Below are 24,131 nucleotides of genomic sequence, written 5' to 3'. Positions count from 1 at the left end.
TCTTCGCCGGTGGCCAGCGGGGCAGAACACCAAGGTGCAGTGGCTCAAGGATAAGCCGATGACGCTCTTCTACGGTGATATCAAGGCGGCGCAGGAGGTCGGCATTCGCGGCATTCGGCTGCTGCGGGCCGCCAACTCCAGCTATCGACCACTGCCGTTGGCAGGGGCGCTGGGGGAAGAGGTGGTCATCAACTCCCAGTTCTGATCCGGAGCGGATCCATACAACAAGGGCGGGGCCATTGGCGCCCGCCCTTCTGTTTTGAAGGAGTCATGCAAAGGCGTAGCGCCTTGGTCAGCTCCGGTTATCAGTCAGCCCACGGCATCTCGGGCAGGCTGTCGAGGAATTCGCCGTAGCGGGTCAGATTGAAGGGGCCCTGATCGGCCTCCATCGCCATCAGCTCGGCCCCTAGGGCGCAGGCGATATATTGCAACGCCTCTTCCCGCGGGGTGCCCTTCATCACCAGCCGCATCAGGGTCGCCTTCACATGGGGAGGGTGACCATCGTTGAGCTGGTTCTCCACCATCTCCAGCAGCGTCTCTTCGTCAAAAAATTCCTGAGTGTCGTTCATGGGATATCCGCAACAGTGAATGTGGCGGCCAGTATAGCCTGAATGTGACTAACACCTTGAATGGCCAGCGAATAAACAATCCGATGAGGAGGCCATTTGTTACCCATAATTAGGAAGAGTTTGCCAAGGCAAACAGGTTGGAACACAGATAACATGGATGGACACGCCTATGCCCACGATAGATTCCCTGCTGGCCGAGCCCAAGCTACTGCCCCAGATCCCGGAAGTGATGCGCGATTTGATCCAGACCTTCAATGAAAAGGATCCGGATCTGCTGAAGATCAGCAAGTTGATCAACAAGGACCCTGTCATCTCCGCCAAGTTGCTGCGGCTGGCCAACTCGGCCAAATTCGGCAGCAGTCGTCAGATCGGCACCGTCAATGAAGCCGCGGTGCGGCTTGGACTGGCGATGGTGCGCAACATGGTGCTGGCCTGCGGGCTCACCGAATCGGTCAAGGCCGTGCCCGGCATTGATCTCAAACATTTCTGGGGCTGCGTCTTCAACGTGGCTGAACTGGCCCGCCGTCTGGCGGTGAAGAAAGGGATGAAGGGAGATGAGGTTTTTACCTGCGCTCTGCTGCACGATCTTGGCCGGCTGGTGATGCACGTGGGGCTGCCTGAAAACACTGTCCACCACATTCACGATCTGGAGCTGCACAAGGGGCGGGCCAAGGCAGAAGAGCTGGTGGTTGGCTTCAACTATGCCCAGGTCGGGGCGGCCATGGCTCGTTACTGGAAGTTTCCCGATACCATCAGCAATGCGGTGGAGTATCACTACAATCCCATGCTGGCCAAGGTATTTTCCGCCGAGGCCGGGTTGATCCATCTGGCCATTGTGCTGGCGGCCCAGTCCGATGTGGGGGAAGAGGCGCCCCCTGAGTGGCCCCACAAGGTGGCAGATGCGTTGGGGCTGAGCTGGGCCGATTGCGCTGCCCAGTTCACTGCGCTGCGCGAGCAGGGCAACGGCTATGCCGGACTGCTGGCCGCCTGAGCCCGTTTCTCCCATCTCGTCAGGGGTCGCACTGCGGCCCCTTTTGTATGAGTGATGGTGCCACAGGCTTGCCAGCCCGGGAGTGACGGGGCACTCTTTGCCCTTCACTTTCCGTTTGAGAGCCCTTGCCATGATTGCCTCCTCCCGCCTGATCCTGCGCGAAATGATCGCCACCGACGCCCCCTTCATCCTTGAGCTGCTCAATGACGGTGACTTCTATCGCTACATCGGTGATCGGGGCATTCGCACCCTCGAACAGGCGCAGGAGTATATCCAGCAGGGGCCGGCAGTCAGCTATGCCCGCTATGGTCACGGGCTCTATCTGGTGGAGCGCAAGGATGACGGTGCCAGCCTCGGTATCTGCGGTCTGATCAAGCGCGATACCCTGGAGCAGGTCGATATCGGTTACGCCTTCCTGCCGCAATATCGTGGCCAGGGCTACGCCATTGAAGCGGCGCAGGCCGCCCTTGCCGATGGCAAAAGCCGGTTGGGGATCGGGCAGGTAGTTGCCATCGTCACTCCGGGCAACGAGCGATCCATCGGCCTGCTGGCCAAGCTGGGGCTGGTGCACAGTCGACTGGTCAAATTGAGCGAAGATGCCGATGAGTGCCTGCTGCTCGAATCCGGGGTAACGGAGTAACGTTCCGGCTGTCTGCGAGCCGGTCGATGCCAGGAGAAGGGAGTCCCACTTTCGGGAACAAGTGTCCCGTTTCCTAAGATCTTGTCAGCCAGCCCATCAAAAATGAGTTTTTGGGAGTCTCTGTTCCGTAAGCGAGACGCACCTGACGGGACCAGCCCTGCATAGTAGGCACACTGGTTTCACCGTCATTGGAGCAATGGACATGAGAACTCCCAATATCACCTTTATCGGCGCAGGCTCTACCATCTTTGTGAAGAACATCCTGGGCGATGTGTTTCACAAACCGGCCCTGAAAAATGCCAACATCTCCCTGATGGACATAGATCCACAGCGGCTTGAAGAGTCCCAGATTGTGGTGCGCAAGCTGATGGATTCCAGCGGTGCCAAGGGGCTGCTCAGTTGCCATACCGAGCTGAAACCTGCGCTGGCAGGGGCCAACTTTGTCATCGTTGCTTTCCAGATCGGCGGTTACGAGCCCTGTACCGTGACCGATTTCGAGGTGTGCAAACGCCACGGTCTCGAACAGACCATTGCCGATACGCTTGGGCCCGGCGGCATCATGCGGGCACTGCGCACCATCCCTAATCTTTGGCGGGTGTGCGAGGTAATGAGCGAGGTGTGCCCCGACGCCACCATGCTCAACTACGTCAACCCGATGGCGATGAACACCTGGGCCATGTATCAACAGTTCCCTCATATCAAGCAGGTGGGACTGTGCCACTCGGTGCAGGGAACGGCGCACGAGTTGGCCCGTGATCTCGGCATCGATCCGGCGACCTTGCGTTATCGCTGTGCCGGTATCAACCACATGGCCTTCTATTTGACCCTTGAGCATCAGCTGGAGAGCGGCGAATTCGTCAATCTCTATCCCGAGCTGCTGGCTGCCTATGAAGCGGGGACTGCCCCCAAACCCGGCCTGCACCACAACCAGCGTTGCCAGAATCTGGTGCGCTACGAGCTGTTCAAGAAGTTTGGCTACTTTGTTACCGAATCTTCCGAGCACTTTGCCGAGTACACCCCCTACTTCATCAAGCCGGGACGCCCCGATCTCATCGAGCGCTACAAGGTGCCGCTCGACGAGTATCCCAAGCGCTGCGTCGAGCAGATTGCCCGCTGGCAGGATGACCTCACTGCCTATCGTCAGGCCGAACGGGTCGAGGTGCCCGAATCGAACGAGTATGCGAGCGTCATCATCAACTCCCTCTGGAGCGGTGAGCCCAGCGTCATTTATGGCAACGTCAGAAACGACGGCCTCATTACCAACCTGCCGGATGGCTGCTGCGTGGAGGTGCCCTGTCTGGTGGATGCCAACGGCATTCAGCCCACCGCCATCGGTCGGCTGCCAACCCATCTGGCCGCCCTGATGAGCACCAACATCAACGTGCAGGCGCTGGTCACCGAGGCGATCACCGAGCGCAAGCGGGAAAGCATCTACCATGCAGCCCTGCTCGATCCCCACACGGCGGCAGTGCTTGGCATGGACGAGATCTACGCCCTGATCGACGAACTGATTGAAGCCCACCGCGGCTGGTTGCCGGAGTGGATTCACGGCTGAGCAAGAGCCCCCTGCGGGGGGCTTAACCCCCAAGGAGATAAACCATGAGCGTCTCGCTGAAAACCAAGTTGAGCTATGGCTTCGGGGCCTTCGGCAAGGATTTTGCCATCGGCATCGTCTACATGTACCTGATGTTCTATTACACGGATGTGGTGGGGGTGTCGGCTGCCTTCGTCGGCACCATCTTTCTGATTGCCAGGATTTGGGATGCGGTCAATGACCCCATCATGGGGTGGATTGTCGACAATACCCGCAGCCGTTGGGGCAAGTTCAAACCCTGGATACTGATAGGTACAGTGGTCAACTCCATCGCCCTGGTGATGGTGTTCAGTGCCCACTATTTCGAAGGGACGGCCCTGCTCGTCTATGTGGCCATCACCTACATCCTGTGGGGCATGACCTATACCCTGATGGATATACCCTTCTGGTCGCTGGTGCCAACGTTGACCATCGACAAGCACGAGCGCGAGGCACTGGTTCCCTATCCCCGCTTCTTTGCCAGTCTCTCCTGGCTTATTACCGGTGCCATCGGCCTCAAGGTAGTGGACTATTTTGGCCAGGGGGACAAGGCCCACGGTTTTCTGATGTTCACCTTCATCCTGGTCGCCTTCTTTCTTGTCTCGACCCTGGTCACCCTGCGCAATGTGAAGGAGCGCTACAGCTCGGCCGCGACCCCCACTGTCAGTCAGCAGCGCACCACCATCATGGATTCGGTCAAGCTTATTTTCCGCAACGATCAGCTCACCAGCGTGCTGTTTATGGCGCTCTGCTACAACGTGGCGAACAACACCATCACCGCCTTCGCCATCTACTACTTTACCTATGTGATTGGTCAGGAGTCCCTCTTTCCCAGCTTCATGATGTACGGGGGCATCGCCAACCTGATCACCCTGATGATCTTCCCGCGGCTGGCCCGCTTCATCTCGCGGCGGGTGCTCTGGGCGTTGGCCTCACTCTGCCCCATAACGAGCTGCCTGATGCTGATGTATATCGGTTTCATTGCTCCCCAGAATGTCGCGCTGATCATCCTCTCCGGCATCCTGCTCCACATAGGTACCGCCCTGTTCTGGGTGCTACAGGTGATCATGGTCGCCGACACGGTCGACTATGGCGAGTACAAGCTTGGCACCCGCAACGAGAGCATCGCTTACTCGGTGCAGACCATGGTGGTCAAGGCTGGCTCGGCCTTCGCCGGCTTCTTCATCGGTGTCATGTTGACTCTGGTCGGTTATGTCCCCAATGCGGTGCAGAGTGCCGAAACCCTCTTCGGCATGCAGGCCATCATGGTGGTGCTGCCGGCCATCTTCTTTGCCCTGACCCTGTTTGTTTACTTCCGCTTCTACAAGCTCAACGGCCACTACCAGAGCAAGGTGGTAGATCATCTGATGTGCAAATATGAATCCGAAAGTATCGAGGCCAAGCAGGCGCAGGCGGCGGCCAGCTGATCTCTTTCACCTATAACGCCGACCTTGGGGTCGGCGTTCATCATCAAAGGAGTTGAACATGGGATATCCAATGAGTCGCCGGGCCCGTCTCTCATGCGCCATGATGGCGGCAGGCATCGCTACCCTCTGTGCGCAGCCGGCGGTCGCCGCCGGAGTGGAGGCAGCATCGCAACCGGCCGTGCATCTCAGCTCTTCCAGCACCGAACTGGCGGAAGGATTCAACTGGGCGGCCGCCAAAACGGCGCAGTTCATCATGACCGGCCAGCGTGGCGTCACCAACAAGGACGAGTACCACCCGGAGGGGGATGGCACCGGCCTGCATGACTACATCCCCTCCTACTGGGCCGGCTATTACGATCGCACGGCCTTTTACGGACGCGACTTTGCCCATCAGGTTGCCGGTGCCGAGATTGCTGGCTGGCGCGCCGAGAACTTTTCGATGTTCAAGGTGTTTGCTCGCAATGCCACCGACGCGCGCAAGTGGTATACCCTCTGGGCCTTCAACTTTGATGGCTCTCCCCACACCATCGACTACAAGGACGACAGCTGGTTCGTGCGCGAGGTGCCCGCCCAGTTCGAGTTGGTGGAGAAGGCTTACCACGCCTACCTCTGGAGCGGCGATCGCCGCTATATCGAGGATCCCGAGCTGTGGTCCTTTTACGGCAAGGTGCTGACCGACTTCATCGCGCTGCATGATGAGCAGCACCCCAACGGGATCGCCGAGGGCAAGGGAGGTATTTTCCAGGGATCCTGCACCTACAACGAGCGGGGTGAGCACCCGATAGAGGCAGCCGATGCCATCGGCTCCCAGTATCAGGCGACGCTGGCTTATGCCGCTATGCTACAGGCTCGCGGTGAAAAGCGGGCGGCGCAAGTCTGGCAGCGCAAGGCGGTGCTGCTGAAGCGCTACTTCAACGAGGAGTGGAGCCGGGTTGCCGGGGATGAGCAGGGCCACTATGCCCGCATCCTCGACAGCAATCTCAGCAAGCGCAACGATTTTGGCAAGGAGAACAGCTGGTTTATTCCGATGAAGCAGCTATCAGAGCCGGGGCCGCGCAATGACCGCTATCTCGACTATATCAGCGAGATGGTGGGCGAGGGGATCGGCACAACACCGCAGGCACCTGCCAACATCGAGGCCTACACCTATTTGCCGGATACCTATTTCCCATATCTGCGCAACGAGGAGGCGTGGCGCTGGATGCGCTACATTCTGGCCAAGCGAAATCTCCCCCATGAGCGGCCTAGTCAGGGCACCAATGGCGACTATCCGGAGATCTCCTTTACGCTGGTGTCGCAGACCGTGGAGGGGATGATGGGGGTTGAGCCGGATGCGGCCGCGCACCGGGTGGCAACCCTGCCCCGATTGCCCGCTTTCATCGACTGGGTAGCCATCGAGCAACTGCCGGTCGGGGCCCACCGGTTGTCACTGCGCCATGAGGGCGTTACCGCCAGCAAGTTGGGCAACACGGGGCCGCGCGCGCTGTTCTGGGAGGCCCGCTTCCCGGGCAACCACGGATTCCTGCTGGTGGATGGCAAGCTGCGCAAGGCGCGTATGCAGCGCCTCAACGGAGTCACTGTGAGTGCGGTCGAGGTGACTGTGCCGCCGGGTGGACGAGTGAATGTATCGGTACCGTCCCGCTAAGCGGGGAGAGATTGAGTCAGGGGGCGTGAGCCCCTTTTTTATTTGGGAATTTACTGCGAAGAGTTGGCCCGTTCCCGACTCAGTTGGCGGTAGCGACTCGGTGTCAGCCCCAGATAACGCTGGAAGGTCTCATAGAAGCGGCTGCTGGAGTTGAAACCTGCCGTCAGTGCGACATCGAGGATGGTACGGTCGGTATCGCTGAGCAGGGCTCTGGCATGGTTGATCCGCATCGCGGTGACGTACTGCTTGATGCTCATCTGCATCACCTTCTGAAACAGCCCCATGGCGTAGTTGGGGTGCAACCCAACATGATCGGCCAGCTCCCTGGTGGTGAGCGGGGCATCATGGTGGGCGGCAATGTATTCGAGCATCTGCTGCACATGGAACTGGGAGTGTTTTGAGGCACCCGTCGTCGTCCCCTGATTGCTGTGGTTGGCGAGCAGGCGGCTCCAGCCATCCAGCCCTAGGCGCCGCAACATCAGACAGATCTCGTCGGCAACCAGTTGCTGACGGCCAGGGTCATCCATCCGGCTCTCCGTGACCCAGCGGGTCAGTTCAAACTCGCTCACCAGCATGGCTGATCGCGACTGCAGTACGCCGCCATGGGTGACCTGATTCAGCAGCTCCCGATTGATGGGCCAGGAGAGAAACAGATGGATCGGTATATTGATGAGGCCCATCTGCGAGCAGTGGCCGATACGGGTCAGCTGATGGGGGATGGCCGCCCAGAACAACCCTGCATGCCCTGCCGCCAGGGTAAAGGATTGGCCATTCATGGTGTACTCCACATCACCGTCGAACGGGATGTTGACTTCCACCTGGCCATGCCAGTGGTAACCGGCCATCTCGTGGGGAGCCCGCAGTTCCACATCGATCGCCTCATAAACGGAGTAGAGCGAGAGGGGGCTGCTTAGCCCCTCATCGGTCTCGTGCACGCTGGAAAAGTAGGGGCGTTCAAGCTTCGTCATCATGCAGGCATCGTTATCAGGTGGATTGAAGAGACCCTGTTTGTATCACCATTCCGAGTCTCTGCCTGTGGCGGTCGTTCCGTTATTGCATCTTGTGGTGCACCAGAGCGGGAAACTGCCGGTGAACTCACAGTTGGGGGATGCAGGAGACAGCGGGGCGGCATGCTCTACCCCTGTTGTCCCCTGCTCTGCGATTTTATCTGGACACCAGCCGCTCCAGTCCGGTGAGTGCTTGTTCCAGATAGCTGCGCGGGCAGCCCAGATTGAGGCGAATAAAGCCCTGCCCCCCTTTGCCAAAGCCGATCCCCATCGACGGGACAACTCTCGCCTCTTCGATAAGCCGCTGTTTCAGCTCATCGTCATCCAGCTCCAGCTGGCGGCAATCGATCCAGGCCAGATAGGTGGCATCGGCCTCCATCAGTTGCAGACGGGGCAACCGGGTTGCCAGTTGCTCGGCAAACCAGTGGCGATTATCTGTCAGATAGGCGAGCAGCCCGTTTAGCCATGCCTCGCCGTGCTGATAGGCCGCAGTGGCAGCCTCCATGGAGATCGCATTGAATACATCCAGACCATGGGCATCGAGACGCTGTTTGAAGCGCTGGCGCAGCGCAGGATCCGGGATGATGAAGTTGGAGATGCGCAGCGAGGAGAGACCGAAGCTCTTGCTGGCAGAGGTCGCCACCACCATGTTGGGCAGCAAATGGGGCGGCAGGGAGAGCACCGAGGTGTGCCGATGGCCAGCCAGTTGCAGATCGGCCCAGATCTCGTCTGATACCAGCGTCACGCCGTGCTGCTGGCACAGGGTCGCCAGTTCATAGAGCTCGGTGAACGTCCAGCTCCTGCCGGTCGGGTTGTGGGGATTGCAGAGGATCATCATGGCGGGGCGCTCCACCATGAAGAGACGTGCCAGCTGCGGCAGATCCATCTCGTAGCGATTCCCTTTTCGCAGCAACGGGTTATCTAGCAGTCGTCGCTCGTTCAGCGCGATGATCTTGGCAAAGGAACCATAACAGGGGCCCTGGACAACAATCCCTTCTCCGGGTTGTGTCAGCATTTGCAGTAGCAGCGAGATGCCGGGGATCACCCCCTCGACGGAGTGGATCCACTCCCGTTCTATGGTGATCTGATGGCGCCGGGCAAACCACTGTTGTATGGCGCTGAAGTAGTCATCCCGTCGCTCGCTGTATCCGAATACGCCGTGGGCGACCCGCCGTTGCAGTGCCTGCTGCACGGTTGGTGGACAGGCAAAGTCGAAATCGGATACCCACATGGGTAGCAGATCGCTGCCGTCGATGCCAAGGTACTGGGGCATACAGTCCCATTTGATGGAGTTGGTATTGTGGCGATCAATCACTTGGTCAAAGTTGTGCTCCGGCATCTTATCGCTCCTCCGCCACTGTCATGGTCCGCGGCTCCTCTGTCACCTCTTTCCGGTCTGCATGGGCGATGCCAATACCGGTAAAGCCGTAGCCCAGGGCAAAGAAAAGGGCGGCATAGCACTGGATGGCCCAGGGGAGGTAATCGAGCGTCGGGATGCCAAGGGTGCCCGCCATATAGACACCAGCAGCCGTCCAGGGGATCAGGGGCTCAATCACGGTGCCCGCATCCTCTATGGTGCGGGAGAGGTTCTTGGTATCCAGCCCCATGCGACGGTAGGCGTCCTGAAACAGCTCGCCCGGGATGAGCAGGGCCAGCTTGCCGTCACTGGTGGCACCGGTGACCAGCAGGGTGGTGGCAATGGTCGAGGCGATCAATTGGCCAGTGGAGTGAATAAGGGTCAGCAGGCGATTGATGATGAGGTCGAGCGCCCCCGTCAGGGTCAGTACACCGGCAAAGGAGAAGGCGCAGAAGACCAGTAGAATGGTGCTCATCATCGAGAACATGCCACCGCGATTGAGTAGGCGGGGGATATCGGGGAGCAGCTGGCTGACGTCATGACCCAGCGGGGTGAACATGGTGAGGTTGAAGCCGTCGATCAGGGCATTGAAACCGGACTGTAGCGGCAATCCCTGCAACGTAATCCCGAGGATAATGGCGATGGCGCTGGCCAGCAGCATCAAGGGAATAGTGGGCTTCTTGGCGATCGCCCCCCACAGCACAATCAGCGGGGGCAGCAGCAGGAGAGGATTGAAGTGGTAGAGCTGCTCCAGTGTGGACAGGATGGTGATGACCTTCTCCGGTGTGGCCACCTCTTCACCGATGACTGAAAAACCGGCGACGAAGAAGACGCCGGCAGCCAGCAGGAAGCTGGGCAGCGTGGTCCAGAGCAGGTGCTGGATATGGGCGTAGAGGGTGGTATCGGCCACAATGGCGGCGAAGTTGGTCGAATCGGAGAGAGGAGAGATCTTGTCGCCGAAATAGGCGCCTGACACCACCGCCCCGGCTGCCGCTGCCAGCGAAACATCCAGACCGTGCGCAACCCCCATCAGGGCTACCCCGACGGTGCCCGCTGATCCCCAGGAGGTACCGGTACAGACCGAGACCAGACTGGTGATGAAGAAGGCCGCAATGAGAATGTATTGCGGGCTGATCAGCTTGAGCCCCCAATAGACCATGTAAGGGATGGTGCCGCTGAACATCCAGCTGCCAATCAATCCACCCACACAGACCAGGATCAGAATGACCGGCATCGCCTTGGCCAGCTTCTGGACGATGGACTGGATGATCTCGTCCCAGCTATATCCCTGCCAGCAGGCGAGCAGTGCTGTGAAGATGGCGGACAGCAGGAGCAGTGGCTCAATGCGCAATCCCATCAGAACATAGCCAACGATCAGGAGCCCCAGCATCACCAGAATGGGTAATGTGGCAAGCCCCAGGGTCAGGGTCTTTCTCTCTTGTTTCATCACAGTTGATCCATCGCTTCAGAACATGGCGCCATTGTGGGGCGAGCAGCCTGGTGGAAATGTGAGCCTTGCACGCTAGCCATGTAACCGGTTACATGGTGTTCTGGAACGTGATCATGGTCGCAGAAGGGGAGGTTGCGTCAGGGGCATAACCGACTCGCGAATGACCAGTGCAGGGGTGAACTCATGGATCTCCGGGCCCGGGTCCTGCTGTTGCAGTCGGGTGATGGCCAGCTCAGCAGCCCGTTTGGCCATGGTCTCAATGGGGTAGTGCAGAGTGGTCAGTGTCGGGTAGAGGTAGCGGGCCAGCATGATGTCATCGAACCCGATAATCGACAGGTCTTCAGGGATCCGTCGCCCGCATTTTCTCAGGTGCGACATCATGCCTGCCGCCATCACATCGTTGAAAGTGAGCACGGCGGTTACCTCGGGGCACTCAGCAAGCAAGCGCGCCGCCGCCTGTTCGCCCCCCTCCTCGGTAAAGGGCTGGCTGATAACCCACTGTGGTTTGAGTGCCAGATGATAGTGAGCCATTCCTTGCTCATATCCCTCCAGGCGGAGCTGCCGATCGGCGATGGGCAAATCACAGGTGATGAAGCCGATCCGGCGATGACCTTGAGCCACCAGATGGTCGACGGCGGCTCGGGTGCCTGCCCGGTTGTCCAGCCAGACACTGCGGTGAGCCAGCTCGGGCAGATAGCGATTGATGGGAATGAGTGCTGGCATGTGTGAGGCGTAACGGAGCAGCAGTTCGTCAGAGAGGCGAGTGGTATGGGCAACGATGGCTTCGCAGCCCTGATTGATCAGAAACTCGAGCCCATACTGCTCCTGCTCGCTTTGATGGGACCCGCTACAGACCATCAACCGAAAGCCGTGCTGCCGGCTGATGGCTTCTACTCCGCGGGCCAGTCTGGCAAAGAAGGGATCGGCCAGATTGCCGGTCAACAGGCCGAGCATATTGCCGCTGCGTTTTGCCAGAGCCACTGCCGCCATGTCGCGTCGATAGTCGAGCGCACGCATTGCTTTCTCTACCCGTTCCCTGGTCGCCGGTTCAACATGGGCAGAGTTATTGATCACTCTTGAGACGGTTGCCGTCGAGACCTTGGCGAGGGTTGCGACCTGTCTGATGGTGGCCATCTGATTGCCTTGTTCATACTCCGGAGATAAGGGGCTCTCTTATAACGACAACTCGGTATGTCAGCTACCTCTTGCGGTTCGCTTTACTGCGATTTGTGATCGGAGTGGCACATTGGTGGTTTGCAAGGCGAATGAGATAAAGAGGCTAAGGGAAGGAGCAGAGACGATGCGGGGTGTACTATCACCAGATGATGGCGGAGGGGGATAAGCAAAGAGGCCGCCGTGAGTTGCGGCCTGTCTGCATCGGGCGCTGCCGGAGGGCAGGCAGGATCAGTTGAGGTCTTCGATGGAAGACTCGCCTCATTCATATAAGTGTTTGATTATTATATTTTTAATTGTTTTGGTTAAGTGTTTTTTATTTTTTTACCCCACACTAAACCCCGCTCAGTCAAAATTCTCTCTGCTGGTGGCCGGCATAGAGCGTTTGGCCAGTGAGCCGTTTCCTCTCCTCTGGTGGTGATAACTCAGCCAGCGGAATGGGCTGTGTTGTCGTTTTCACTGCGTCATGGACGTGAGGTGGCAGGGATTATTTCATCTATCAGTTCGGTTGGGTCGAGATCCCGTTAGCCGCTGCAGCAGGTTGTCTGTCAAGGTTGCTCTGGCAGCCTTCCAATCAGCGATGTTGCGAGGCCTCATCTCGCATAGGTGGAAAAAGCGTGCCTCATGACGATCTGTGCGGCTCCCTTATGCTCATTGAGCTATTGGCTGCCAATGATGTAGAGCGCTACGCCAGGAGTCATTACATATGCTCATGTACACCAACCTGAAACCTGTGGTCTGTGATAAACCTTGCTCACCCAATATCTGGCAAATGTACGGATGGTATTGGCCGAAATTATTTATAATTATTTGTAATTTAAAAATATAAGCAGTTGGTGATCACAATAATGAATATGTCTCGATTTTTTTATTTTTCATGAAATCTATTTTCGGTAGGGTTTTATAGCAATCAACAAACCGAGAGACGTAAATAATGAAAAACACGACCTTGGCAATTGCCATTTCAATGGCGCTGTCTGTCCCCGCCATTGCCGGCACAGTGTCAGAACATGAAGCCGATAATCGCAATGGATATATCCAGTTGCAGCCTTCCGAAAATAATGAACAACTCCTGACAGATGCAGTCAATGCAGAGATTATCAATTTTCCTGACAAGAATATGGAAGCCGCGGTCAAATCTGCGTTGGGTATTGCTGAGGCAGATCCTGTGACGACTCAGGATATGCTGGCGCTGGATAGTCTCAATGCTGTCGGTAAACATATCGAGAACCTGACCGGGTTACAGTTTGCCACCAATCTTGTTTCACTGGATGTGACGGACAACGATATCAGTGATATTTCCGCAATCAGTGAACTGCCGCTCTCCACGCTGAAAATAGCGGCCAACCGTCTCGCTGATATCCATCAACTTGGCAGAATATCTACGCTGACCATGCTGGATATCTCGGGAAATGGGATTGATTCACTGAGCCCGATTGCGGATCTGATGAATCTGACCACCTTGTCCGTCAGCGATAACCCGATAGATGACCTATCCCCGCTGGGAAAGATGAGCAAGCTCAAGCAGCTTGAGGTGGCATCAGCCAAGATCTCCACCCTGGAGTTTATGCCTGCGACCCTAGTTGGTCTGAATATTTCGAATAACAAGATGGCGGATTGGTCCGGCATGGCCAACCTGTCTGCTTTGCAGAAGCTGGATGTGTCGGGGTGTCGCCTGGATGACCTCGAGAAGATAGTGCATGGGCCGCGCTATCTGGCGAAGCTGACTGCCGATGACAACTACATCAGCAACACTCGGCCGCTGGCCTATCTGCACGACAACACCAGTGTGTCATTGAAGAATCAACATGTGGTGATGGCGGATACGGTGCAGGGGAAATGGCTCAAGATCGTTTTGCGCACTCCGCAAGACGAGGTACCAGAGATTGTCTGGGCGACGCCCGGCAGCTATGACGAGACGAACAACCTGCTGGTATGGGAAGGGGCAGGCCAGAATTCACTGACATGGTCCTACGAGAGCAGCAACAAGAAGGTGATTGCCAGCGGTAGCGTTGTGCAGCAGGTATTCCAGCCTTAATATGCGGCTGGCTTTTATGGCACTACCTCCATGACTCCCGGCAGGTAGTGCCATTTTTTTTAACTAAATGAGGAAGAGAGAGACCATCCCGGACAGGGTATGGAAAACAAAATTGACGTGAATCAAGCGGATATGATTCATCTTTAATGTTCATTCAGATTTGCATCTTGATCAGATAAAATCACGGTCACGAGCCCCCCCTGGATGGGGGCTTTGTTGTTATGGATGCTCTTATCTCTATGTTTTTAAGGGTATTTTTATGAAATTAATCGTAATTTAACCGCATGGGCTTTCAGTGCTAACATTTTCGCTCCATTTAATTGCCAAAAGGTAGCGAAATGTTTCGTAAAAGGGCTGATGTGGATGTTCTTTTCCCTAAGCCAACTGAATCATCGGGATGGAAGCCGAAGAAAAACTATGAGCTGGACTACATAAATATACCTATAAAGTACATAAAAACGCTGGTGTATATACTGGTAGTCATAGTTGCTGTATTGGACATATATTTTGCTTTTGAGATCTATTTCGAATATAGCGGTTGGCTGGTATGTAAAGGGGTGGCTAATGAATCCTGCTTTTTGGGGTGGTAGTCACATTCAAGTTTGCTGATTGATGAGCATCATGCTGGAAATAAATTATCACATTGGTGATGACATCACCTTTATTCCATCGCGTTATTGTCTGGTCAAAGAAAGGGGAGATGCTACCCGCGAAGTACATTTAAGCCAGAAAGAGTGCCAACTGCTGGAGTTTTTCTGTGAACACCCCCAGCAGGTGATGTCCAGAGAGGAGTTTATCTCTGCATTGTGGAACAACAGTGAAAGCAGCGACGCGGGTCTGAATAAAAATATCCTGATGATCCGGCGCAAGCTGGAGTCCCTGGGGGTGATGGACTCTATCCGTACCGTGCCCAGAGTGGGTTACATGATGGATCTGACCATCCTGAAAGAGGAGCTGATCATTGACGACGCCCCCGACACTGTCACCCATGATGCGCTGGTCGGAGAGCTGGTTGATGAAACGGACACAGGCCGCGATCTGTTTGACGAGCCCCCCTTGCTGCAACCCGCATGGCACCGCAGCAGGGTTATCCTCAAGCGTGGCATCATGGTCTCGTTGCTGCTTGGTCTGCTTGGTCTGCTTGTTCTGGCTGGCTGGTTTCTGCTGGCGGAAGAAGAGAGCCTGCCCTATCTGACCAAAAAGATAACCACCCGGCACGGCATCATCTATCGCGTGGATGGGGCCAATCCGCCGATTTCCAGCGCCACTCTGGAGATGATTGACAAGGCTTCTGCGCAGTCGGCGGAGAGCGAATACCGGATGATGATTGCCGACCACCTGATATCGCTGGTCTCTTATGAAGGCGATCGGCCCCTGTGGGAGAAGGTCTATTTCGTTCAGCATGATGCGTCGCTGGAGCCTCAGCTAAGGTGCATCGCACAGCATCTCTCTGTGCCCCCCTTCCGTGATTTTCCGGCACCCATGGGGGAGGGGTATTACAACAACGTCAATTTCTATGCGCCTTGTGATGGGACAGAACATCCCGTATTGGCGATGCAGGTCAGACACAAGGGGTATGGTGCGCCGATCCACGAATTCGTGCAGGAGGTCTCGTTGGTGACGCCAGCCGGTGAGGAGATGGCAGAGCTGACGCTCCTCAAAACCCGTGATGGCAGGCTGACGGAGATCAACGGCCGCTATCCCGATTACGTCATGAAAGCCCATCTGCAGAGTGTGCACGTCAAGGCGCTGGAGTCGGAGCTGCTGACCCCCTATCGGGCGGCTGTCATGAGCATTATGACCAGCGAAGAGGAGCACTTGCGTTACACCCTGGAGGCGCAAAAAGTGCTGCATGCCTCCACCGTGCATGGCGGTTTTCTGATGCTGTCGCGCAGGGCGCCGGATTAAGCCCCTGCCCGGATGCCTAGGCGGGGATCCGCCGTCACTCATCTCACCAAGGCTGGCTTGTGCCAGCCTTTTCTTTATCTGCCCTTGCCGTGCCACCAGCTTTTGCCTTGATACCCCCCTCTTCTCGCCACCGCCCTGAACCCCCTGGTTAAGTGACGTGCCGGCCGGGTCGCTTGTTGCTGGACTTTGTTGCTGGACCCTATGCTGCAACACAATGGTCCTGAGGCCGGGCGTGGCGGTGGGGGGCAGCTGCGGGATAAAGGGTCAAACAGGGATGGGCCTCAGACTCTGGGGATAATGCGGGTGTAAGGGGGCCGGAGGGTGCCTTGCGGATGGATAGCCTCAGCTTAGCGGTGCGAACCGGGGATTCACTCGGCAGTCAGGAGCCGCACACCGCCGCCGCTGAAGATACCGGACTCCCCGGATAGGGGGGCTGACGCCGAGCGCGAATGGATAGATCCTTTCGGCAGGAGCACCTCGGTCGGCAGAGGCTGGCCATCCGGGTGGCGGTAGGGTGACGGTTCCCGACCCGAGGTCGCGGGTGTGCACATAACGGGCCAGTGGGGTGACGGGGCCTATGCGTGCGGCATGGGATAGCGGGTAATGGCGCAGAGGGGAATGGCGACAGTGCGGAGGAACAAGGAGGGGGGCCACAGCCATCGGTTGGAGTTGGAGGGCGTTCCGGGTCAGAGCCCAGCGGATAAGGCCCAATGGCAAGGCAATTCCGTTTGCCTTGGTTGCGGAGTCAGGTTATCTGCGGAGGATTACTGGTAGGTCATGATAAAGTCGGCGGAGGCATCGAACTCACCCGGCACCGCCTTGCCACCCTCAGCCACGGTACTGATCACCTTGGCACCAAACTTCAGGTGGTTGTCGCCATTGACCAGGCTGGCCACCTTGGTCGGGGTGCCGAGCACGATCTCTTCCCCACTTTGCTTGTTGACCAGGGAGATGGCGCCACCGGATCCGCCGCCGTTAAGGGCCAGGCTCTTCTTGGCGGTGTCAGCCGGGATGCCGTTGAAGGTGACGGTGGCGTCGCTGGCGGTGGCGAAGTCACAGGCTTCCAGGTGGATCTCGAACGGGCGCAGCGGAGTGGAGCCTTGCTTGTTCAGCAGTGAATTGGCGATCTCCCCCATCTGGATGGTCTGGTCCACGCTCTCCGGGGCGATGGAGCAGGGAGCGTCGATAATGGCGCCGATAAACTTGATGGTGCCGTGACCCTGATCCACGGGCGGTTTTTCGGGTGGAGTGGTATCCTCGGCAAAAGCGGCACCTGTGCTCAGGGCGAGGGAGAGGGCGAGCGCCGACAGTCCCCAGCGGGCGGAATCTATGGGTTTCATATCGTTTACCTTGTTGCGTTTGTTGAGAGTATGCATAACGACAGCGAGCCGGTCAGTCAGGAGAAAGGGAGCCCAATACTGAATACTGGCTCAAACCGACTCACCTGGTGCTGTCGACCAAGGCATGCTACCCCCTTAAGCTGGCCGCTCCCAGTTATGAAAAATTTCTTTGCAATCCCTTTTATATCAATGTGTTGACCTCTTTTTTTTTTGGTATGCCGAGGCAGTGCCGGGCGGTTGCGGCCTGTTCATCCTGAGGCGGATGGAATCATCCGGTGGGCATCTGATCCCGCACCACTGTCAGGGGGCACTATCCACGGCCCACATACCTTTTGGATTTGGTTGCTTTCTGTGCGGGTCGCCCCGGGGGCGGGAGTTTCCGGGCACCAGTCTCGTCGGCGGGTTTCAGGATAGCGGTACGGTTGAAGCCAGGGGGTGTTAGCGACCCCCTCGGGGGGGGCGTGGTTTCAACGTTGGGGAGTCTCGGTCGACCGCCCCAATGGTGTGGGTAAGTGCGGCGGCGCGGGGGCCCGGGAGTTGGAGGGAGGGCGGGACAGCGGCTGGCCTACGGTAGGGGTCGCCGTCCTCGCCCGCCACCGCTTGCCCCCAGCGCCCATTGGAATGACCCCTAGGCTCGATCCGTGTTGTGTCGTTCCAACGTCGCACGCGGCCGGGTTCAGCTTGAGCAAGTTGCGCAGGCCGTCGTCTGTTAGCAACTCCACCGGGACGCCGGCCATCCCAGGGGCTCACTCATAGTTACCCATGCGGGAGCCTCACCGCTGGTGGCCGCCCTGCCCACCGCCGATGCCTCTCACGACACTCGCACGCTGTGGGACAGGATCACAGCCCGGCATGCACCAGGTTGTCACAGGGGCACTTGCCCCACCGCGCCACCTTACCCCGACGCGGGCGGTGAGCCGTCACTCCGGAGCCAGTTCCAGCACACCTGTCGCCCTAAAATCCCCCGTGGTGCCGGGTGCTGTCTGTACGGTTAGTTCTATCTCCATGTCCCGGGCCCCCGGACTGGTATCCGATAATCGATACGGCAGGTCGCCCCCCCCGATCTTGATCCCCACCGACACACCCTTATCGGAGTCCTCCACACTCGACCCACCACGGGATAGGCTGACTCTGTAGGCGGGGGGGGAGCCCTCACAGGCGTATAGGATCGTGGTCGAGGCTCGGCCACCGGACCCCGCCTGGACGCGGCCTATGTCTACGGAGGCGGTTGGCGACACAAACCAGCATGATCCTGTTGGGGGTGGGATCCTGAAGCATCCTCCTAAGGTCGGGGGCTTGCCCCAGGAAGGGTCCCAAGGGTTCCACGGAGAGGTCCCCAGCAGCACGCCTATGCATTCAAACCCGCCGTCATCGACGGCACAGGATCCCTGGTGCTCTATGGGAAGGCTTTGGGTCTGCCCAACGTTCGGGTTAGGGGTCCCGAACACCTCCTGGTTGATCATTTTCACCCGCTCGCGCCATTCAATGTTCCCGAAGTATTTTTCCGTAAAGTACTGGAATAACCCACCTTTGGCGTCGTGAAGATGCCCTACATAGAACCCCTTGTATTGTTCAGAGATTGAGGCTTCAGCGTCGGGTATGTCGTCGGCGACGAAGGTCGCAAGGGCCTTCCACGTGGAGCACCCGGGTTGGACCATGTCAATGGTCTGAATTCGAGGGCCGATCACGGCTGCTGCCGGCGGCGTCAGCAGAATGGTCGTGGCGACGGCGGTCGCGAGGGACATGGTGTGGATCCAACGCGGTCGGCCCATGCTGGTCAGTAAGTGGGGGGGGTAAGTGTTCTTTCCCATAGTTCGCCTTCATCTTGCTCGTTAGGATCTTCGAGGGGGGGGGGCGGCCCATTCTCCGCCGCGCGCGGGGAGCACTGCCTACGGCATCCCGCCACCTCATAAAATACCCCCGCACCCTGCGTTGGCACTCGGCTTCCGGGTTGCCAGCACGCAGGGTCTGCTCATAAAGCCGCAGGGACTTGGTTCGATAGCGTTGCAGGGCGTTGGGGGCGATGCCGACCCGGCCCTGCGTGGTATACCAGCCACCCAGCCAGTCGATGCCGCGATCCAGGCGGCCAATCCAGGTCTTGGCGGGGTGCTGGCTAAAGCCGTCGGCGGCCAGATAGCCATTGAGACGGCGCACGGCATCGCGCAGGCGCCAGCGGGTGCGGGCCAGCACGATAAAGTCGTCCATATAGCGGGCGTAATAGAGCTCCCCCCTGGCGGCAAAGTCGGCATCGATATGCCACAGCAGGCTGGCGCCGATCAGCGGGCTCAGCGCGCAGCCGCGGCTGATCCCCCCGCCGGGGGTATGAAACTCGCCGCCGCACTCGACGCTGTAATAGAGGTATTGGCGCATCAGCTCGCGGCAGACGGGGCAAGGCAGCGGCGCCACCAGCCGGCTGAGCACCCGAGCCCGGTCGATATGCTGGTAGTAGCCGCGAATATCGGTGCGCAGCACATAGGGGTGGCTGCCCCCGGCCCCTTGCAAAAAGTCGTGCAGCCGGCGGCGGGAGGCCACCCCCCCCATGCCGCGACCATGTTCGCAGGCCGGGTGCCAGGGGAGCCGTGGGGCGACCCGCAGCGCCACCCATTTCAGCACCAGCGCATCTTCTGCCGACCAGATGGCGTGGCCCCCCAGCAGCTGCATGGGGCTGAGCCGATAGTGTCCCGCCATCACCCGGGCAAACAGGGTGGCCGAGCGCGCTGGCCAGTGAAAGCGCAGGTGCCAGATATCGGCGTTGGCCGGGTAGTGGCGCCGCCGCTGGCAGAGCCACTGATAGGCCAGTTGCCAGGCCTGCGCCGGTGCGAGTTCGGGATAGCGGCTATTCATAGGTCAGTTTGAGGGTCGACTGGGCGCTGAAGGTGCCGGGTGTGAGCTTTTTCTCCCCCGATTTCAGCAGCGCGACGTAGACCCCGAAATCGAGCTGGTTCTTGCCGGTTTGCAGGGTCTGCTTGCTGCTGGCCTGACCCAGCGGCAGATCCTTGGGACTATCCTTGCCCTGGACTATGCCGAGGGCGATGCCGGCGGCGGCGCTGCCCTTGGCCAGGCTCAGCAGGTTCTTGTCCTCGCTGGAGGCGGTGCCGCTGAAGGTGACCTTGACCCCCTTGGCCACCGAGGGATCGCACTCTTCCAGGTGCAGCACAAACCCCTTGGGTTTGGAGCGTTTGTCCCGCAGCAGATCCTTGTTGACCACGGTACCCAGATCCAGGCTGATGTTCGCATCCGCCGGGGGGATGGTGCAGGGCACCGAGACCAGGGTGCCGGTGATGGTCAGCTGCACCGAGTCATAGCCGTCAGCCCAGGCGCGGGCCGGCAGCAGCCCCAGCCAGGCGAGGCAGATCAGGGCCGGCAGGCCGCGGGCCTTGTGGATCATGGGGTTCATCGTTACCTCCTTCAGGCCGCTTTGTCGGCGCTGGTCAGGCTGCAGTGCTGATCGGTGCAGCGAAAGTGGAGCGGGCGGCGCCCGCCGAAGTCATCGACATAGGTGAGGGTCGGCGTGTTGCCGAGCCGGGCGACCCCGAGATTGAGCTCACCCTGGCCAAACGGGGCCAGCATCAGGGGGGTGAAGTCGGCCTGCCCTTCGTCATCGGCCTTGCTGGCGGCATCGACCAGGGTGATGAAGTAGGGGGTGGGGTTCTCTACCCGGTAGTGCCCCTGGGTCGGGGTCAGCTTGAGCTGCTGTTGCCAGGGGGCGACATGGGCTTCCGGCTCTACCACCAGCGACTGCGGCCGGTAGAAGAACTTGATGCGGGTCTGCAGCGCCAGCTGCAGGGAGTTGGGTTTGTTGCTGCGCGGCGGGATCTCCCGCAGGTTGAAGTAGAACAGGCTCTCCCGATCCTGGGGCAGCAGGTGGCTCGCCTGGGTGGCCTGCACCTTCAGCATGCTGTCGGCGCTCGGCTCCAGCCGCTGCACCGGGGGCAGCACCACGAAGGGGCTTGAAATCTTGCGGCCCATGGCATCTTCCATCCAGGCCTGGGCCAGATAGGGCAGCTCCTTGTTGTGGTTGCGGATGTTGAGGCTCTGGGACTTGCTATCGCCGGTGTAGATCACCCGGGTGCGATCCAGGGCCACGGCGGCCTGAGTGGGCAGGGCGGCCACCAGGGCGAAGGCCAGCAGGGCGTGTTGCATCAGTTTCATCGTCGGATCTCGTGTTGGTCAGTAAAACGGGTCTCAGTGACAGCTCAGGGTGGGCAGCTCGTCCTCCGCCGGCAGCGGGTTTGGCAGCACTGCCTGGCAGTGGGCATGGTCGCCCCAGCGGATGAAGATCGGCTCGCCGGCGTGCAGCCCCGCCAGATAGGCCATGCCGTCGTCGCTCAGCATCCCCAGTCGCAACTGCTGTCGGTTCTCCACCACCGCGGCGAAGGGGGGCGTCTTGCCGCTCTGGAGCCGGAAGGCGAGCAGCCGCTTGCCCCCCGCCAGCACATCGAAGTGCTGGTAGCCGATGGCCCCTTCGGTGAGGGTGCGGCTGGCCACGGGGGAGCCGATGGGTTCGACCTCGTCGCCGAGCCGATCCACATCTATGCTGGTGCGCTGCCGGTAGTAGCTGGTGAGATCGGCCACCACCGCCTTGCCGTGGCGATCCGTGGTGGTGACGGGGCCGCCGGCATGGATCGGCACCCCTTCGGCGCCATCGGCATCCACCAGCAGGCGACTGCCCCCCATCATGCCGACCCGGTGCAGGGCGGTGCCCTGCGCGGTGGCGGTGATGCCCCCCTGCACGGAGAGGCCCGCACTCAGGTTTTTGCCACCGTTCTGCTCGCTGGCATTGACCGACAGCTGCGCCTTGTCGGCGGTATGGGAGTAGAAGCCGCTCAGGCTCTCCCCACGGGGCGAGGTGCTGGCCGAGAGGGAGTAGTTGTTGCGCTCGTCCAGGGTGTTGTAGTAGTTGGCGCTGTGGGTCAGGGTGTCGTTTTGCGACGAGAGGCTGTAACCGAGGTGACTGCCCCCGCCGAGCGGCACCGAGAGGGAGAGGTACATACCGGTATCGGCGTTCTCCCACTGGGTTTGGCGGTAGGCGTTCACCGTCAGCCCCAGGCCGCGCCAATCCTTCACATCGAACTGGTGGGAGAGGGCCAGGCTGATGCGTTCACTGTCCGGCTTCAGCCAGTAGGACTGGTGGGTGTAGTCGAAGTAGGCGCCGATATTCTGGTTGCGAAACTGCTTGCTCAGAATGACCGAGTACATCTCTTTCGAGCCCCCCTGGTAGTAGGCCTGGCTCTCGTCTTTGGCGCTCAGGTAGTCGCTCATGGTCATGAAGTCGCGCTCCGAGAAGCGGTAACCGGCAAACGCCACCTGGCTGTCGTATTTGTCGAAGCTCTTGGAGTAGTTGACCCGATAGGAGCCGCCGTGCTTGATGCCCTTCTCGGGCAATTCGGCCCGCGACTCCGTCATGTCGAACGAGATGGCACCAAATTGCAGCAGGTCCCGGCCCGTACCCACAGTTAGCGCGGCATAGCCGTCGCTCACCAGGGCGCCGCCGAAGAGGGACCAGCCATTGTTGACCCCCCAGGAGGCTTCGCCGCTGACAAACAGCGGCCCTTCCAGGCTGTGGTCGAGGTTGGAGGGCTTGCCGCTGGCAAACTTGTAGCGTACCGAGCCCGGGCGCGACAGATAGGGGATAGCGGCGGTATTGACCTTGAAGGTTTGCAAGGAGCCATCCTGTTCCTCTACCCGCACGTCCAGCTCGCCGCTGGTGGCCGAGTTGAGATCCTGGATTCGGAATGGGCCGGCCGCGACCTGGGTCTCGTAGAGAACGCGTCCCCCCTGGCTGATGACCACCTTGGCGTTGGTTTTGGCGATACCGACCACTTCGGGGGCATAGCCACGCAGGTTGGGGGGGAGCATGTTGTCATCCGAGGCTAGCGTGAGCCCGGTGAAGCGGAACGAGTCGAAGATGGAGTTGCCAAGATCCAGCTCCCCTACCATCAGCTTCTCCTCGCGGGAGGGGAGCGGGCGATAGGCGTAGACCCGGGTCACGTCGGCAGAGTGTTGCTGGTGGGTCTCTTTCACCTGTTTCGGATGGGTGGGATCCTGAGGTTCATCCTGATCCTGCTGGTCCTCATCCTGTGGCGGTTTCTGGGTATGCCAGCCACGATTGCTCTGATATTGCGCCTGCCAGTCGGCCCGCACGCGCCAGGCACCATAGTTGGCCCCCAGCACGCCGTAGGCACTGGCGTTGGTATTATTCTCCCACTGCTCGGAGCTGGTTGCATGTTGCAGGTTGATGCCGTAATCGAGCATAAAACCGTTGATGCCGTTATCCCAGCGGCTGATGGGTTCCCAGTTGTCGTCGATATATTCCAGGTTGGTTTGCGGAATTGAGATGGTGAGGGTGTAACTGCTGATATCCGGACGCAGCGTGCTCCCTTCCAGCACATCGAGATTGATGCACTGCATGTCGGTATTGGCCTGCAATACTTTTTGCAGGGCGCTCTCCTTGAGGCCGAACTCTTCCAGCAGTGTTTTCGGAATACAACTTATGGACGCGCCATCCGCATCACTTTTCACCGTGATTTCGCGCTCGCCCAGTGAACGATCGTTGATATTTACCTGCATGCTATATTTGCCGGGAACGATATAGCCGACGTGAGTGAATTGTTCGAAGTCGATATTTTCGCGATCGGCTACATCCAGCAAATCGGTATTGAAATCGATGCCGCCGGCAGGGGCGGCCTGAATGGCAAAGGCACCAAGCAAGTTGATTATCAATATTGCAATGCGTTGTTTCATATCAATATCGTCACTGTCTGTAAGGGGCCTGGGCTGAACTGCCTGCCACATGGTTGTGATGATCGACAACCTGTCTAAAAAAAACTGCGCTGACGCCGGGTCAGGCGCGATTTTTTATATTCAGAGGGATGAAATGAGAAACTGGCACCACCTGGTTTCCTGGCCGCAAATATCGCCCGGCACAATGATTCCCCCGATTGGCCAGCACATGGTATCGAGCTGGAACCCTCTTTGACCAGTTACAGATAATTCCGGTTTTATCCGTTAAT

At 58.9% G+C, this 24,131-nt stretch carries 18 protein-coding genes; 8 read left to right on the top strand and 10 right to left on the bottom strand.

Features of this window, described 5'->3' with window-relative positions:
- Positions 1–58: 58 nt before the first annotated feature.
- Positions 59–205, top strand: coding sequence for a hypothetical protein (locus tag G5193_RS07055; protein WP_302055900.1), 147 nt, complete (start codon positions 59–61; stop codon positions 203–205).
- A 100-nt stretch (positions 206–305) separates the two neighbouring features.
- On the opposite strand, the gene G5193_RS07050 is transcribed toward G5193_RS07055, so the two are convergent.
- Positions 306–569 (bottom strand): hypothetical protein, encoded by a 264-nt coding sequence (locus G5193_RS07050; protein ID WP_042658108.1) that lies wholly within the window; start codon positions 567–569, stop codon positions 306–308.
- A 169-nt stretch (positions 570–738) separates the two neighbouring features.
- Between G5193_RS07050 and G5193_RS07045 the strand changes: the two genes are divergently transcribed.
- The 5 genes from G5193_RS07045 (at position 739) to G5193_RS07025 (ending at position 6,845) form a co-directional block, all read left to right on the top strand.
- A complete protein-coding gene (locus G5193_RS07045; protein ID WP_201937502.1) occupies positions 739–1,560 on the top strand; it encodes an HDOD domain-containing protein in 822 nt (273 codons plus the stop codon).
- Between the two features lie 130 nt (positions 1,561–1,690).
- The gene (locus tag G5193_RS07040; RefSeq protein ID WP_421172677.1) at positions 1,691–2,200 is read left to right on the top strand and encodes a GNAT family N-acetyltransferase; all 510 of its coding nucleotides are present in this window, start codon (positions 1,691–1,693) and stop codon (positions 2,198–2,200) included.
- A gap of 202 nt (positions 2,201–2,402) precedes the next feature.
- Positions 2,403–3,755 (top strand): alpha-glucosidase/alpha-galactosidase, encoded by a 1,353-nt coding sequence (locus G5193_RS07035; protein WP_421172679.1) that lies wholly within the window; start codon positions 2,403–2,405, stop codon positions 3,753–3,755.
- Positions 3,756–3,799: 44 nt separating this feature from the next.
- The gene (gene melB, locus G5193_RS07030) at positions 3,800–5,200 is read left to right on the top strand and encodes a melibiose:sodium transporter MelB (RefSeq protein ID WP_216952768.1); all 1,401 of its coding nucleotides are present in this window, start codon (positions 3,800–3,802) and stop codon (positions 5,198–5,200) included.
- A 58-nt stretch (positions 5,201–5,258) separates the two neighbouring features.
- Positions 5,259–6,845: a hypothetical protein gene (locus G5193_RS07025; RefSeq protein WP_421205581.1), complete on the top strand. Its 1,587-nt coding sequence runs from the start codon at positions 5,259–5,261 to the stop codon at positions 6,843–6,845.
- Between the two features lie 50 nt (positions 6,846–6,895).
- Here the strand turns inward: G5193_RS07025 and melR are convergent, their stop codons facing one another.
- The 4 genes from melR to G5193_RS07005 all read right to left on the bottom strand — a co-directional run bounded on the left by melR (position 6,896) and on the right by G5193_RS07005 (position 11,793).
- Entirely contained in the window at positions 6,896–7,816 is a 921-nt protein-coding gene (gene melR / locus G5193_RS07020) for a transcriptional regulator MelR (RefSeq protein ID WP_421172683.1), read from the bottom strand.
- 193 nt (positions 7,817–8,009) lie between these two features.
- On the bottom strand, positions 8,010–9,191 hold the full coding sequence (locus tag G5193_RS07015; protein ID WP_421205579.1) for a MalY/PatB family protein: 1,182 nt from the start codon (positions 9,189–9,191) through the stop codon (positions 8,010–8,012).
- Between the two features lies 1 nt (position 9,192).
- A complete protein-coding gene (gene nhaC / locus G5193_RS07010) occupies positions 9,193–10,656 on the bottom strand; it encodes a Na+/H+ antiporter NhaC (RefSeq protein ID WP_421205577.1) in 1,464 nt (487 codons plus the stop codon).
- 114 nt (positions 10,657–10,770) lie between these two features.
- A complete protein-coding gene (locus G5193_RS07005; protein WP_216952773.1) occupies positions 10,771–11,793 on the bottom strand; it encodes a LacI family DNA-binding transcriptional regulator in 1,023 nt (340 codons plus the stop codon).
- A gap of 973 nt (positions 11,794–12,766) precedes the next feature.
- Between G5193_RS07005 and G5193_RS07000 the strand changes: the two genes are divergently transcribed.
- Entirely contained in the window at positions 12,767–13,870 is a 1,104-nt protein-coding gene (locus G5193_RS07000; RefSeq protein ID WP_421205575.1) for a leucine-rich repeat domain-containing protein, read from the top strand.
- Between the two features lie 621 nt (positions 13,871–14,491).
- The gene (locus G5193_RS06995) at positions 14,492–15,778 is read left to right on the top strand and encodes a winged helix-turn-helix domain-containing protein (RefSeq protein ID WP_421205573.1); all 1,287 of its coding nucleotides are present in this window, start codon (positions 14,492–14,494) and stop codon (positions 15,776–15,778) included.
- 764 nt (positions 15,779–16,542) lie between these two features.
- Here the strand turns inward: G5193_RS06995 and G5193_RS06990 are convergent.
- The 5 genes from G5193_RS06990 to G5193_RS06970 form a co-directional block, all read right to left on the bottom strand.
- Positions 16,543–17,118: a fimbrial protein gene (locus G5193_RS06990; protein WP_421205571.1), complete on the bottom strand. Its 576-nt coding sequence runs from the start codon at positions 17,116–17,118 to the stop codon at positions 16,543–16,545.
- 1,659 nt (positions 17,119–18,777) lie between these two features.
- Positions 18,778–19,962, bottom strand: a complete 1,185-nt coding sequence (locus G5193_RS06985) for a reverse transcriptase domain-containing protein (protein WP_421205569.1) — start codon at positions 19,960–19,962, stop codon at positions 18,778–18,780.
- The gene (locus tag G5193_RS06980) at positions 19,955–20,515 is read right to left on the bottom strand and encodes a fimbrial protein (RefSeq protein WP_016349198.1); all 561 of its coding nucleotides are present in this window, start codon (positions 20,513–20,515) and stop codon (positions 19,955–19,957) included. The genes G5193_RS06985 and G5193_RS06980 overlap by 8 nt, the downstream gene beginning before the upstream one ends.
- Before the next feature lie 11 nt (positions 20,516–20,526).
- Positions 20,527–21,270: a fimbria/pilus periplasmic chaperone gene (locus G5193_RS06975; protein WP_421205567.1), complete on the bottom strand. Its 744-nt coding sequence runs from the start codon at positions 21,268–21,270 to the stop codon at positions 20,527–20,529.
- 33 nt (positions 21,271–21,303) lie between these two features.
- A complete protein-coding gene (locus G5193_RS06970) occupies positions 21,304–23,862 on the bottom strand; it encodes a fimbria/pilus outer membrane usher protein (RefSeq protein WP_421205565.1) in 2,559 nt (852 codons plus the stop codon).
- Between the last annotated feature and the right edge of the window lie 269 nt (positions 23,863–24,131).

Source organism: Aeromonas sp. 601027 (genome assembly GCF_049174455.1).
Lineage (GTDB): Bacteria > Pseudomonadota > Gammaproteobacteria > Enterobacterales > Aeromonadaceae > Aeromonas > Aeromonas veronii_A.
Note: the sequence above shows the minus strand (reverse complement) of the source record. Positions and strands in the feature narration are given on the sequence as shown.